This is a genomic window from Streptomyces sp. NPDC056948 (assembly GCF_042674225.1).
GTDB classification, from domain to species: domain Bacteria; phylum Actinomycetota; class Actinomycetes; order Streptomycetales; family Streptomycetaceae; genus Streptomyces; species Streptomyces purpurascens.
Genome location: NZ_JBHUQX010000261.1, coordinates 1 through 13,602, shown reverse-complemented (window position 1 = coordinate 13,602; position 13,602 = coordinate 1). Strand labels below are relative to the sequence as shown.

The 13,602-nt window shown below is 72.3% G+C and carries 11 protein-coding genes; 8 read left to right on the top strand and 3 right to left on the bottom strand.

Going from position 1 to position 13,602, the window contains the following annotated elements; all coding sequences use genetic code 11:
- Positions 1 to 57: 57 nt before the first annotated feature.
- Positions 58 to 243 (bottom strand): 50S ribosomal protein L28, encoded by a 186-nt coding sequence (rpmB, locus tag ACFTZL_RS28820; RefSeq protein WP_004924906.1) that lies wholly within the window; start codon positions 241 to 243, stop codon positions 58 to 60.
- A 264-nt stretch (positions 244 to 507) separates the two neighbouring features.
- Here rpmB and ACFTZL_RS28815 point away from each other — a divergent pair, with 264 nt between their 5' ends.
- Positions 508 to 2,277: a DAK2 domain-containing protein gene (locus tag ACFTZL_RS28815; protein ID WP_382588408.1), complete on the top strand. Its 1,770-nt coding sequence runs from the start codon at positions 508 to 510 to the stop codon at positions 2,275 to 2,277.
- A 9-nt stretch (positions 2,278 to 2,286) separates the two neighbouring features.
- Here ACFTZL_RS28815 and ACFTZL_RS28810 read toward each other — a convergent pair whose 3' ends face one another.
- Together ACFTZL_RS28810 and ACFTZL_RS28805 are read right to left on the bottom strand one after the other, a co-directional pair.
- A complete protein-coding gene (locus ACFTZL_RS28810) occupies positions 2,287 to 5,229 on the bottom strand; it encodes a tetratricopeptide repeat protein (RefSeq protein WP_382588406.1) in 2,943 nt (980 codons plus the stop codon).
- Complete coding sequence (locus ACFTZL_RS28805; protein ID WP_382588410.1) at positions 5,226 to 7,064, bottom strand: HSP90 family protein; 1,839 nt, start codon at positions 7,062 to 7,064, stop codon at positions 5,226 to 5,228. The genes ACFTZL_RS28810 and ACFTZL_RS28805 overlap by 4 nt, the downstream gene beginning before the upstream one ends.
- A 189-nt stretch (positions 7,065 to 7,253) precedes the next feature.
- On the opposite strand from ACFTZL_RS28805, the gene recG reads away from it, so the two are divergent.
- The 7 genes from recG to rnc all read left to right on the top strand — a co-directional run bounded on the left by recG (position 7,254) and on the right by rnc (position 13,599).
- Positions 7,254 to 9,491 (top strand): ATP-dependent DNA helicase RecG, encoded by a 2,238-nt coding sequence (gene recG / locus ACFTZL_RS28800; RefSeq protein ID WP_382588404.1) that lies wholly within the window; start codon positions 7,254 to 7,256, stop codon positions 9,489 to 9,491.
- An 80-nt stretch (positions 9,492 to 9,571) separates the two neighbouring features.
- Positions 9,572 to 10,159, top strand: coding sequence for a 16S rRNA (guanine(966)-N(2))-methyltransferase RsmD (gene rsmD / locus ACFTZL_RS28795; protein ID WP_382588402.1), 588 nt, complete (start codon positions 9,572 to 9,574; stop codon positions 10,157 to 10,159).
- A 26-nt stretch (positions 10,160 to 10,185) separates the two neighbouring features.
- Positions 10,186 to 10,665: a pantetheine-phosphate adenylyltransferase gene (coaD, locus tag ACFTZL_RS28790; RefSeq protein WP_189728227.1), complete on the top strand. Its 480-nt coding sequence runs from the start codon at positions 10,186 to 10,188 to the stop codon at positions 10,663 to 10,665.
- A 58-nt stretch (positions 10,666 to 10,723) separates the two neighbouring features.
- Positions 10,724 to 11,839 carry a DivIVA domain-containing protein gene (locus tag ACFTZL_RS28785; RefSeq protein WP_382588400.1) on the top strand — a complete coding sequence of 372 codons (1,116 nt, stop codon included), beginning with the start codon at positions 10,724 to 10,726 and terminating at the stop codon, positions 11,837 to 11,839.
- A gap of 128 nt (positions 11,840 to 11,967) precedes the next feature.
- A complete protein-coding gene (locus ACFTZL_RS28780; protein ID WP_382588398.1) occupies positions 11,968 to 12,612 on the top strand; it encodes a YceD family protein in 645 nt (214 codons plus the stop codon).
- Between the two features lie 2 nt (positions 12,613 to 12,614).
- The gene (rpmF, locus tag ACFTZL_RS28775; protein ID WP_003951102.1) at positions 12,615 to 12,788 is read left to right on the top strand and encodes a 50S ribosomal protein L32; all 174 of its coding nucleotides are present in this window, start codon (positions 12,615 to 12,617) and stop codon (positions 12,786 to 12,788) included.
- A gap of 19 nt (positions 12,789 to 12,807) precedes the next feature.
- Positions 12,808 to 13,599 (top strand): ribonuclease III, encoded by a 792-nt coding sequence (gene rnc, locus ACFTZL_RS28770; RefSeq protein WP_382588396.1) that lies wholly within the window; start codon positions 12,808 to 12,810, stop codon positions 13,597 to 13,599.
- Positions 13,600 to 13,602 lie beyond the last annotated feature (3 nt).

Sequence of the window (13,602 nt, the reverse complement as noted above, 5' to 3'; positions counted from 1 at the left end):
CACCTGAGGTGGACCGGCTCTTCAGCGAACCAGCAGTGGCCGCGCGCTAGCTGAGCGTCAGCGCGAGACCTTGCCGGCCTTGATGCACGAGGTGCAAGCGTTCACGCGCTTCGGCGTCCCGCCCACCACGGTACGCACACGCTGGATGTTCGGGTTCCAGCGGCGGGGCGTACGGCGGTGCGAGTGCGAGATGTTGTTGCCGAAGCCCGGCCCCTTGCCGCAGACGTCGCAGTTGGCAGCCACGGGTCACTCCAAAGACTTCAGATGCACTTACGGTTAATCCCGGCATGCCGGGATCGAGATCTCGAGGCTCAAGGAGCCGTCCGATCTGAGTGGCTTTGCCAGGGGGAGGCCCGATCGAGATCGGGCAACCGGAGCAGCATACAACGGCTGCGCCCGTAGAACGAAACTAGCATGGCTGCTCAGGGGTCGGCCCCGGCCCACTGCTGGTTCGGACCGCCCCGGAGACTACGCTGCGTGCCACGTCCAGCAGCTAAGGGAGGCGCGGTGGCGCAGGTGCCGCAGACATTCTTCGATGCTCTCGCGGTGCGCACCTGGTGTGGTCTCGCTCTCGAGACGCTGGGGCGGGCGCGTGAGGAGATCGACGCGATCAATGTCTACCCCGTGGCGGACGGGGACACCGGCACGAACCTGTACCTGACCGTGGAGTCCGCGGTCGCGGCGGTCGAGGCGGTGTTCGCGGGTCATGCGGCGGGGTCGGGTCCCGAAGGGCCGACGTTCGCCGACGCCGCCCGGGCGATGGCGCACGGGGCGCTCATCGGTGCCCGCGGCAACTCCGGGACGATCCTCGCCCAGCTACTGCGCGGCATGGCCCAGGTGCTGGCCGACGACGAGGCCGCCCACGCCGACGGCCCGGGCCTGCGGCTCGCCCTGCGGCACGCGGCCGACTCCGCCCGCCAGGCCGTGGCCCACCCCGTCGAGGGCACCGTCCTCACGGTCGCCTCGGCCGCCGCCGACGCCGCCGACGGTGCCGAGGGCGACTGCGGGAAGGTGGCCCGCGCGGCCTACGAGGGAGCGCGCACGGCCCTCGCCGCGACCCCTGGCCAGTTGCCCGTCCTGGAACGCGCCGGGGTGGTCGACGCCGGTGGGCGAGGGTTGGTGGCGGTGCTCGGGGCGCTGGTGGAGACGTTCACGGGGGAGATGCCGCGGGCGGTGGCGGGCGCGGTGCGGATGAGTGCGGGGACGGAGGGCGCGGCTGCTGCTGGTGCTGCGAGCGTGCCAGGGGCCAGGGCGTCCGGGGGAGGGGTGACTGAGGGCCTGGTCGGGGCGCACCTCGGCCCGGACGAGGATCTCCACGAGTGCGCCGACAGCACCGCCGCGGCGCACCAGGACGGACCCGCCTTCGAGGTGATCTACCTCCTGGAGGCCGAGGACGCGTCCGTGGCGCGGTTGCGGGAGCGGCTCGACGCCCTCGGGGACTCCCTCGTCGTGGTCGGCGGTGACGGGCTGTGGAACGTCCATGTCCATGTCGACGACGCGGGCGCCGCCGTCGAGGCCGGCATCGAGGCCGGGCGGCCCTACCGGATCCGCATCACGCACTTCGGCGCCGGCGATGTGCACACCACGGGCGCCGAGCGCCCGCCCCGGGAGCGCGCCCAGCGCGCCGTCGTGGCCGTCGTGCCCGGTGAGGGCCTGGCCGGGCTGTACACCGAGGCCGGCGCGACCACCGTGCTCGCCCGCCCCGGGGAGCCGCCCGCGAGCGGCGAGCTCGTACAGGCCCTACGGCGGGCCCACGCGCGCGAGGTCGTGCTGCTGCCCAACGACGCCGAACTGCGCCACACCGCCGCCGCGGCGGCCGAGCAGGCCCGCACGGAGGGCATCCGCGTGGCCCTCATCCCGACCCGCTCGGCGGTCCAGGGCATCGCCGCGCTGGCCGTGCACGAGCCGGAGCGCCGCTTCGACGAGGACGTCGTGTCGATGACCTCGGCGGCCGGCGCGACCCGCTACGCCGAGGTGACCGTCGCCGAACGCCAGTCCTGGACGATGGCCGGCATCTGCCAGGCCGGCGACGTCCTCGGCCTGATCGACGGCGACGTGGCCGTGATCGGCGCGGACATCGCGGCCACCGCCGAGACCGTCCTGGACCGGATGCTCGCGGCCGGGGGCGAGATGGTCACCCTGGTGCTCGGCGACGACGCCCCCGAGGCGATCGCCGAGCACCTGGAGGGCCGGGTCCGCGAGGGGTACCTCGCCGTCGACACGGTCGTGTACCGGGGCGGACGGCAAGGGGCCCTGCTCCTCATCGGCGTGGAGTAGGACCGGAACTCACCCCTGCCGCTCCGCCAAGGACTGGAGCATGTGTCCGGCCTCCGCCCGCCGGGCCCGCACCTCCTGGCCCTCGACGGCCTCCGTGTCGTCGAAGCCGTCGTGTCCCTCGTACGCCGCCAGCACCGCACGCGCGCGTGCCACGGCTTCGGCGGGGCGGCCCAGGTCGGCCTCCAGCCAGCCCGCGGCCAGCTCGGCGCCGGTGCGGCTGTGCAGGGCGTCGTCCCCGAGGGCGGTGAACACCTCGACCGACCGGACCACTTGGGACAGGGCCTCCTCGATCACGGCCCGGGCCGAGGGGGCGTCGGCGCCTTCGGAGACGGAGCGTGCCAGCAGGTCGCCGAACTGCCGGTGGGTGTGGCCGAGTTCGGCTTCGAGCCGGAGCCGGGACTCCTCGTCGGCGGCCGTGTCCCGCGCCGCCTCGCACGCCCGGACCGCACTCGCCATCAGGCCGCGTGCCTCCTCCAGCCCGTCCCGCGCGTGCAACGCCAGCCAGGCGCGGGCGCGCAGGGAGCGGACCAGCCCGTGGGTGTTGCCGAGTTCGCGCCACAGGTCGCCCGCGCGCGTGTAGGCCCGGTCCGCCTCGGCGGCCAGCCCGGCCTGCCCGAGCGACTCACCGGCCAGGTGGGCGAGGGTGGCGTGGTCGTGCTGCTCGGGCCAGTGCCGGGCGATCTCGGCTGCCCGCAGACGCCGTTCGGCCGCCGCGCGGTGCTCGCCGAGTTCGCTCAGGCAGTCGCCGAGCCACCACTGCGTCTGCACGACCGCCCCGTCGCCGTGCGTCTCGGCGGTCAGATCCGGCAGCGCCGACTCCAGCACCTCGGCGGCCTCGGCCCACCGCCCCTGCCGCAGCAGGAACCCGCCGAGCTGCTGCCGTGCCCAGGCACCCAGCGTCGCGCTCTCGCCCGCCTCGTCGGCCCAGTGCGCGGCCTGCAGGGCGTGCCCGGCGGCCTCCACGGCCTCGCCCCGGCCGCCGACCACCTCGGCGAGCTGGAGGTGCAGCTGGGCCCGGCCGGGCGCCTCCAGATGCGGCCCGCCGTGCTCCAGGGCCGCCCGCAGCGCCCGCTCCGCCTCCGCCATGTCGTCGAGGTGGTGGGCCAGGGAGGCCAGCCGGGCCTCGTACTCCACCGCGTACCAGGGGAGCCCTGCCGCGACGAACGCCGCCGCGCCCCGCGCGAACAGCTCCGCGGCCGACTTCAGATCCCCGGCCAGTCCCGCCAGCTCGGCGAGCATCGCCTGCGCCTCGGCGGCCCGCGCGGCCAGCCGTACGTCCTCATCGGTCCGCCCGTCGACGAGCGCCAGGACTCCCCGGACGGCGGCTTCGGCCTCGGTGAGCACCGCCTCCGTCCCGGGACCCTCGGCCTCGTGCGCCCGGCGCATCAGGATCCGGGCCCGTCCCATCACGACGGACACCGTCTGCCGCAGGCCCGTGCCACCGGCGGCGTGCAGCGCGAGGATCTCGTCGTACGGGCCGGCCACGGCCGCGACCGCCTCGGCCACCTCGCCCCCGAGAGCGCGTACGTAGGCCGCACGCGCGCGTGCCGCCAGGGCCTCGCCCGGGTCGTCCGCCGCCGCGTACAGCCCGGCGGCCCGCTCGAAGAGCGCGGCGCCCTCGGGGCCGAGGCCCATCGCCTCGTGGTCCGCGATCTCGGCCCGGTCGCGCGGGTCCAGCTCGACGCCCTCCGCGGCCCCGGCGACCGCCGCCCATGCCTCCACGGCGCCCGGCCGCAGGGTGTCCGACAGCCGCCGTGCCTCGGCCAGCAGGGCGGACAGCTCCGGCTGCCCGGTGACTACGGTCGTCACGGCCGGGGGAGCGGGCGCAGGGACCGGCCGCACCGACCGCACCCCCAGCGGCAGCCGCTCCACCAGGGGCTGTCGCGCCATACGCGCGCGGGCCCGCTCGCTGACGTACGCCGTGCCGTTGCGCTCGTCGAAGCGCGCCGCCAGGGCCAGGGTCTCCGCACGCGCGTGCGCGGCCAGTTCCCGGGCGGTCCACTCCCGGCCGGACGGTCCCGGCACCTGCCGGTCGCCAAGACCGAGTCCGGTCAGCCGGTCCATGAGCAGGGCCACCACGCTCATGAAGTCCAGCTTGCTCTGCGGCTGCCCGTCGTCCGTGAAGTACGCGGGCCGCTCCGCGAGCAGTTCCAGACCGCGCGCCTCGTTGCCGGTCAGCGCGCAGAACTCCACGTGCTCCGCGTACGCGCCACGCATGCTCTCCATGGGCCGTACGAGCCGGAAGCCCCGCAGATGGTGCGCGCGTGCCTCGTCGAGGCGGCCCAGCCGCAGCAGCGGCACCAGGGAGGAGGCGAGGGCCGTGTGCGGCTCGTGGGCGCAGGAGTACTCGCCCTCCAGCACCGGCCGCCACAGCTCCACGGCCTCCGCGTCCCGGCCCTGCTCCGCCTGCCACCAGCCCTGCCCGTGCAGCTCGCACGCGTGGCAGTCGGCCATGCTGTCCCGGTCGGCGGCCAGCCACGCGGCGTACGCCCGCTCGGCCCGCGCGATGTCCCCGACATGGGCGGCCACGCTGTGCTCGGCGCTGCGCACGGCCCGCTCCGAGTGCCCGGCGAGCCGGTAGCGGTGCTCCATCTCGCCGAGCCACTTCTCGATCGACGCGAGCGGGATGTGCGGCTGGTCGAGCATGCCGGACGACACCCACTTGAAGACCCAGTGCAGCGCGTGGGTCTCGTACTCGTCGAAGTCCTCGGGGTGTTCGTCCCACATGCGCAGCAGGCGCGAGAAGGGGACGAACATCTTCCCCTTCTCGGAGCTGTAGTTGTAGACCTTCAGCTGGTGCCCGAGCGCCTCGATCACGGCGAGCGGGATGTTCAGCTTCTCGGCCGCCGTCAGTAGCTCCTCCGCGCGCGCGTTGCGGGCAGGCCCCTCCGGCTCCTCGGAGTTCTCCGCCATCGCCCGGCGCAGCGCGTCGAAGTCGGTGATCTCACTCATGCCTGACCGTCCTCGCTGTGCGTGGCCCACTCCAGGAGGCCGATGAACGCGCGGTTGAGCAGCGCCGAGTCGGCGGGCCGCAGCGGCCGCTGCGCCATCAGCAGGGCCTGCCCGTACAACGACTCCGTCGCCGTGCCGATCAGCTCCGGGTCGTGCAGCGTGCTGATCCGCCGGACCAGCGGATTGAGGTGGTTGAGCACCAGACGCGCGCGTGGAGCACTGCCGCGCAGCGAGCCGAGGATGCCCGCCCACAGGTCGTCGGCCTGCGCCTCGGCATCGGCCCGGGCCTGTTCGTGCCGGGCGTCCCGGTCGTCGAGGTGCAGCGCGGGTACCGAGAGCGGGTGGAAGGCCCGCAGCACCACATCGCAGCCCAGCGGGTCGAGCCGGGCCCGCGCCGCCGCCAGGAAGCCCGAAAGGGCCAGCTCCTCGGCCGGGTCGACGGCGTCCAGATGGGCGGTCACCGTGTCCGAGTCCAGCTCCGCGACCACGGTCCCCGGCCGCACCGACGGCAACGCCTCCACCAGCTCGCTGTCGTACGTGTAGCCGCCGTTGATCACGCCGATGCCCTGCGCGGACGCGATCGGCGCGACCTGCCGGTACTCCTCGACGGTCCGCGTGAAGTGCACCACCGGGTGCCGCTGCGCGAACTCCTCCAGGGACAGCCGCCCGTCGGTCGTCTCGAAGGGCAGCCACGGCAGCATCGTGCGCAGCATCTCGGGGTCGTGCCGGGCCAGCGACTTCACACCCAGGTGGTGCACCGACAGGAACGCGGCCAGCCGTTCCGGATCACCGGCCGCCAGGCCCGTCAGCCACCCGCGGATCCTCTCGCCCAGCGCCTCCCGCACGGCGGCCAGGGTCTCGTCCTCGTACAGCGACTCGCGCGAGGCCGTCGGCCGCAGGCTGTCCGTGTCGAGCACGCAGCGCACGAAGAACGCCCAGTCGGGCAGCAGCTGCTCGGCCCGCTCGGTCAGCAGCATGCCCTTGAGATGTACGCGATGCCCCGCGCGCTGGGCCGGGCTGACCGCCGACGGCAGCACATACGCCACCCCGCGGATGCCGGCCAGCGGCACGGCCAGGTCGATCGTGTCCAACGGGGTGAAGCCGAACAGGTCGTGGCAGTGCCGGGCGAGGGCGACGCGGCGGTTGGCAGGGCTCGGATACGAACGGTCCCAGGGCGCCGGGAGGTCCGTGACCGCCTCGTCGCCCACCCGGACGTCGTACGGCAGCAGCGACCCGAAGTCCCGTGCCAGGGCCGCGACCCGCTCGGGCATGAGCCACTCCGCCGCCCCCGCCCGGGCCACCAGATGCACGGTCGTGCCCGGTTCGGGCCGCTCGGCGTCCGGCAGCGTCCGCACGGTGTACGAACCGTCGTCCCGGGCCGTCCACTCCACGGGCGGCGCCCCGGGCGTACGGGCGCTGCGGCTGACCACCCGGATCCGCTCGGCCACGACGAAACAGGCCAGCAGCCCGATGCCGAACTGCCCGAGGAAGTCGGAGCGGGCCTCCTGAAGGCCCTCGGCACGCTTGGAACTGCGCCCGATCGTGGCGAGCAGACTGTGCACGTCCGCCTCGGTGAGCCCCACGCCGGTGTCCTCGACCCGCAGCGTGCCGCCCTGCGCGGTCAACCGCACCCGGGCCGGGGCGTCGGGCTCCGCCGCGCGTCTGGCGGTGATGGCGTCCACCGCGTTCTGCAGGAGCTCGCGCAGATACACCTTGGGACTGGAGTAGAGGTGGTGGGAGAGCAGGTCCACCAGACCACGCAGGTCGACCTGGAACGTATGAGGTGACTGGGGCGAACGGGGTGCCTGGGAAGCCTGTGAGGTCTCGGAATCCATCATCACGGCGCCGATGGGGGGACTCGCGACGGCGCGGGGTCGGGCGGTCCCGGTGGGGCGGTGACCGCGAAGAAGGGCCGGGAGCGCGCCATCCTAAGGCCCGAACCAGCCGTCTGACCAGGGATTTCCGGGACGTATACGGCAACGTCCGCCGCGGCCTCTACGGCATTGTCAGTGGTGTGGTGTGCAATGGATCTCGTGCCCGCACTGGAAGAACCCCTGCAACAACCACTGAAGTCGGTGCTCGGCCCCGCCACCGCGAAGGTGATGGCCGAGCACCTCGGCCTGCTCACCGTCGGCGACCTCCTCCACCATTACCCGCGCAGGTACGAGGAGCGCGGCCAGCTCACCCACCTCGCCGAGCTCCCCATGGACGAGCACGTCACGGTGGTCGCCCAGGTGGCCGACGCCCGCCTGCACACCTTCGCCTCCGCCAAGGCCCCGCGCGGCAAGGGCCAGCGCCTGGAGGTCACCATCACGGACGGCAGCGGCCGCCTCCAACTGGTCTTCTTCGGCCACGGCGTTCACAAGCCCCACAAGGAGCTCCTGCCGGGCACGCGCGCGATGTTCGCGGGCAAGGTCTCCGTCTTCAACCGCCGCCTCCAACTCGCCCACCCGGCCTACGAGTTGCTGCGCGGCAACCCCGATGACCCCGAGGAGTCCGTCGAGACCTGGGCCGGCGCCCTGATCCCGATCTACCCCGCCACCGCCAAGCTGGAGTCCTGGAAGATCGGCAAGGCCCTCCAGACGGTCCTGCCCACGGCCCAGGAGGCCGTCGACCCGCTGCCGGACTCCCTGCGCCAGGGCCGCGGCCTGGTCCCCCTCCCCGAGGCCCTGCTGAAGATCCACCGCCCGCACACCAAGGCGGACATCGAGGACGCCCGCGCCCGCCTCAAGTGGGACGAGGCCTTCGTCCTCCAGGTCGCCCTCGCCCGCCGCCGCCACGCGGACGCCCAACTCCCGGCGGTTCCCCGCAAGCCCACCCCCGAAGGCCTCCTCTCCTCCTTCGACGCCCGCCTTCCCTTCACCCTCACCGACGGCCAGCAGCGGGTCTCCAGGGAGATCTTCGACGACCTGGCCACCGACCACCCGATGCACCGGCTGCTCCAGGGGGAGGTCGGTTCGGGCAAGACGATGGTCGCCCTGCGCGCCATGCTGGCCGTGGTCGACGCCGGCGGGCAGGCCGCCATGCTGGCGCCCACCGAAGTGCTCGCCCAGCAGCACCACAGGTCCGTCGTGGAGATGATGGGCGAGCTGGCCGAGGGCGGCATGCTGGGCGGGGCCGAGCAGGCCACCAAGGTGGTGCTGCTCACCGGGTCCATGGGCGCGGCCGCCCGCCGTCACGCCCTGCTCGACCTCACCACCGGCGAGGCCGGCGTCGTCATCGGCACGCACGCGCTGATCGAGGACAAGGTGCGGTTCCACGACCTGGGCCTGGTCGTGGTCGACGAACAGCACCGCTTCGGCGTCGAGCAGCGCGACGCCCTGCGCGGCAAGGGCAAACAGCCCCCGCACCTCCTGGTCATGACCGCCACGCCCATCCCGCGCACAGTGGCCATGACGGTCTTCGGCGACCTGGAGACCTCCGTCCTCGACCAGCTCCCGGCCGGCCGCTCGCCGATCGCCAGCCATGTCGTCCCGGCCGCCGACAAGCCCCACTTCCTGGCCCGAGCGTGGGAACGGGTCCGGGAGGAAGTGGGCAACGGCCATCAGGCGTACGTCGTCTGCCCGCGCATCGGCGACGAGGAGGACGATCCCAAGAAGTCCGGCAAGAAGAAGTCCCCCGAATCCCCGGAGGACGCCGCCGAGAAGCGCCCGCCCCTCGCCGTCCTCGACGTGGCGGACCAGCTCTCCAAGGGCCCGCTGAGCGGCCTCAAGGTGGAGGTCCTGCACGGCCGTATGCAGCCCGACGACAAGGACGCGGTCATGCGCCGCTTCGCAGCGGGGGAGACCGACGTCCTGGTCGCCACGACGGTCATCGAGGTCGGCGTCAACGTCCCCAACGCCACCGTGATGGTGATCATGGACGCCGACCGCTTCGGCGTCTCCCAGCTCCACCAGCTTCGCGGCCGCGTCGGCCGTGGCTCGGCGCCCGGCCTGTGCCTCCTGGTCAGCGAGATGCCCGAGGCGAGCCCGGCCCGCCAGCGCCTGAACGCCGTCGCCGCCACCCTCGACGGCTTCGAACTCTCCCGCATCGACCTGGAACAACGCCGCGAGGGCGACGTCCTCGGCCAAGCCCAGTCGGGCGCCCGCACCAGCCTCCGGATGCTCGCCGTCATCGAGGACGAGGAGATCATCGCCGAGGCCCGGGAGGAGGCGACGACTGTCGTGGCCAGGGACCCGGAGCTGACGCACCTCCCGGCACTACGGACGGCGCTGGACGCCCTCTTGGACGAGGAGAGGGAGCAGTACTTGGAAAAGGGGTGACGGGTGTTGCACCTAGGGGCGCGGGGAACTGCGCGACCAGCCACAATGAACCTGAACCCGCCCACGACCAAGGACCGAAGATGACCCGCGTGATCGCCGGCGCAGCCGGCGGACGACGCCTGGCCGTACCCCCCGGCACCGGCACCCGCCCCACCTCCGACCGCGCACGCGAAGGCCTCTTCTCCACCTGGCAATCCCTCCTCGGCGGCCCCCTGGACGGCGAACGCGTCCTCGACCTCTACGCCGGCTCCGGCGCCGTAGGCCTGGAGGCCCTCTCCCGCGGCGCAGGCCACACCCTCCTCGTCGAGGCCGACGCGCGAGCGACCCGCACGGTCCGCGAGAACGTGAAGTCCCTCGGCCTCCCCGGCGCCGAGGTCAGATCGGGCAAAGCGGAACAGATCATCCGTACATCGCCCCCCGGCGATCCCTACGACCTCGTCTTCCTCGACCCCCCGTACGCCGTCACGGACGACGATCTTCGCGAGATCCTGCTCACACTCCGTACGGAGGGCTGGCTCGCGGGAGAAGCCCTCGTCACCGTGGAGCGCAGCACCAGAGGCGGTGAATTCCGGTGGCCCGAGGGTTTCGAAGCCCTCCGGGCCCGTCGCTACGGCGAGGGAACGTTTTGGTACGGTCGCGCCGCCTCTACGTGCGAAGACGCACGATGACCGGACCGGAGAGCGAGGGAACACAAGTGCGCCGCGCCGTCTGTCCCGGGTCGTTCGACCCGATCACCAACGGACACCTCGACATCATCTCCCGCGCCTCCAGGCTGTACGACGAGGTCTACGTCGCGGTGATGATCAACCAGGCCAAGAAGGGCCTGTTCGAGATCGAGGAGCGGATCGACCTGATCCGCCGGGTCACCGCCGAATACGGCAACGTCCGTGTCGAAGCCTTCCACGGCCTGCTCGTCGACTTCTGCAAGCAGCGCGACATCCCCGCCATCGTCAAGGGCCTGCGCGCGGTCAGCGACTTCGACTACGAGCTCCAGATGGCCCAGATGAACAACGGCCTCTCGGGCGTGGAGACCCTCTTCATCCCCACCAACCCCACCTACAGCTTCCTGTCGTCCTCCCTGGTCAAGGAGGTCGCGACCTGGGGCGGGGACGTCTCCCACCTGGTCCCGGCGGAGGTCCTCCAGGTGCTCAACGAGCGTCTGCGCAAGGACTGATGGGACTACAGTCGTCCCGTCCGTCTCCAACGCATCTGTAGAGAGTGGCGAGCACACCGTGGACGTGCAGAAGAAGCTCGACGAGATCGTCTCCGCGGTCTCCGGCGCCCGGTCCATGCCCATGTCGGCCTCGTGCGTGGTCAACCGCGCCGAACTGCTCTCGCTGCTGGAAGAGGTGCGCGCGGCGCTGCCCGACTCGCTCGCCCAGGCCCAGGAGCTGATCGGCGGCCGCGAGCAGATGGTCGAGCACGCCCGCCAGGAGGCCGAGCGGATCATCGGGCAGGCGCACGCCGAGCGCGGCTCTCTGATCTCCGACACCGAGGTCGCCCGCCGTTCCCAGGCCGAGGCCGACCGGATCCTCGCCGAGGCCCGCCAGGAGGCCGAGGAGGTCCGCGCCGAGGCCGACGACTACGTCGACTCCAAGCTCGCCAACTTCGAGGTCGTCCTCACCAAGACCCTCGGCTCCGTCGGCCGCGGCCGCGAGAAGCTCCTCGGCACCGGCCCCGGCGTCGACGAGCAGGGCTACGAGGACGAGGACGCCCCCGAGCGCAGCCAGGACCCGGAGACCCTGCGCCGTACCGCCGACGAGTACGTCCACGCCAAGCTGGGCTCCTTCGAGGCGGTCCTCGCCAAGACCCTGGACGCCGTCGGCCGCGGCCGGCAGAAGCTGCACGGCCGTATCGCCAGCGACGACCTCGGCGCCCTCGCCGACGACCTCAGCACGGTCCGGCACTCCAGCGACGCCGACTACCTCGCCGACCTGGCCGCCCTCGCGGAGCAGAAGCCCCCGGCCGAGCAGCCCGCCCAGCAGCAGGACTACGGACAGCCGCAGCCGGCCTACTCCCCCGCCTCCGGCTACGCCCCGGAGGCGGGAGGTGTCCCCCTCCAACAGCAGCCCGACCCCTACGGCGGCGGCTACCAGCAGCAGGCCTACGCGGCCCAGCAGGACCCGTACGGCTACCAGCACGCCGATCCCTACGCCTACCAGGGCTACGACGCCCAGCAGGCCGCGTACGACCCGAACCAGGTCCAGCAGGTCCAGCAGGTCCAGCAAGCCCAGCAGGGGCACCAGGGCCAGCAGGGATACGCCCTGGACGAGACCAGCCTCTTCGACACCGGCATGATCAGCGCCGAGCAGTTGAGGGCCTACGAGCAGGGTCGCGGCAACGGCTGAGCACCGGATTGGGCCGACAGCCAAAGGTCCAGTATCCTGGCTCTTCGGTCGCGCGTACGTCCGCGATCCACGCTGCCCGGAACACCAAAGGGCGGCAACCCTCTCAGCTCGCAAGATCGAAAGCAGGAATGGCTCTGAACGCCCGCCTCGACCACCGCAACCCCCTCGTGTTCGATACGCACGAGCTGGGCCGGCGGCCCGGTGCGCTGCAGCGCCTGACCCGCACGGTCGACGCTCCCAAGGACTTCGGTATCAAGGGAGTCATCGGAGTGCCGGAAGGCGCCCCGGTGGAGCTCGAACTCCGCCTGGAGTCGGTCATGGACGGGGTGCTTGTCACAGGCACCGCCCGTGCCGGGGCCGAGGGGGAGTGCGTAAGGTGTCTGGAGCCGCTTCAGCTCGACGTCGAAGCGGAATTCCAGGAGATGTTCTCGTACCCTGACGCCGACGACCGGGGCCGCGTGACCGCGGACCCGGGCGACGACGCCGAGGACGACGAGGACAGGCTCTTTCTCGAGGACGGCCTGTTCGACCTCGAGTCCGTGCTGCGCGATGCGGTGGTGCTCGCACTGCCGATGCAGCCGGTGTGCCAGGAAGACTGCCCTGGTCTGTGTGCCGAATGCGGTGCGCGACTGGCGGACGACCCGGAGCACCATCACGACGCCGTCGACATCCGTTGGGCGGCATTGCAGGGACTCGCCGGCACCATGAAGGACGGCGAGAAGGACGAGATGAGCGGCGCCGAACCTGGCGTCGACGAGAAGCAGGAGAAGTAGCCGTGGCTGTTCCGAAGCGGAAGATGTCGCGCAGCAACACGCGCCACCGCCGGTCGCAGTGGAAGGCTGCGGTCCCCACCCTGGTTGCGTGCGAGCGCTGCCACGAGCCCAAGCAGCAGCACATCGCGTGCCCGTCTTGCGGCACCTACAACAAGCGCCAGGTCCTCGAGGTCTGAGCGGCTGGTGAGAGGCACTGTGTCCACGCCGAAGAAAAACTCTGCGGACAACCAGGCCTCGTCCCACACGCTGTTGGAAGGGCGGCTCGGGTACAAGCTCGAGTCCGCCCTTCTGGTGCGTGCGCTGACCCACCGTTCCTACGCGTACGAGAACGGCGGTCTGCCGACCAACGAGCGTCTGGAGTTCCTCGGGGACTCCGTCCTCGGCCTCGTGGTCACGGACACGCTGTACCGAACCCACCCCGACCTGCCCGAAGGCCAGCTGGCCAAGCTGCGGGCCGCGGTGGTCAACTCGCGTGCGCTGGCGGAGGTGGGCCGTGGGCTCGACCTGGGCTCCTTCATCCGGCTCGGCCGTGGTGAAGAAGGCACGGGCGGCCGGGACAAGGCGTCCATCCTCGCCGACACCCTTGAAGCGGTGATCGGTGCGGTCTATCTCGACCAGGGACTGGAAATCGCGGCGGAGCTCGTGCACCGCCTGTTCGACCCCCTGATCGAGAAGTCCTCGAACCTCGGAGCCGGCCTGGACTGGAAGACCAGTCTCCAGGAGCTCACCGCGACCGAGGGGCTCGGTGTACCCGAGTACCTGGTCACGGAGACCGGCCCCGACCACGAGAAGACCTTCACTGCTGCCGCCCGCGTCGGAGGCGTCTCGTACGGCACCGGCACCGGCCGCAGCAAGAAGGAGGCGGAGCAGCAGGCCGCCGAGTCCGCCTGGAGGTCCATCCGGGCCGCGGCGGACGAGCGCGCCAAGGAGGCGGCCGCCCAGCCGGCCGCCGACGAGAGCGCAGGCCCCGAGCCGGCATCCGCCTGACCG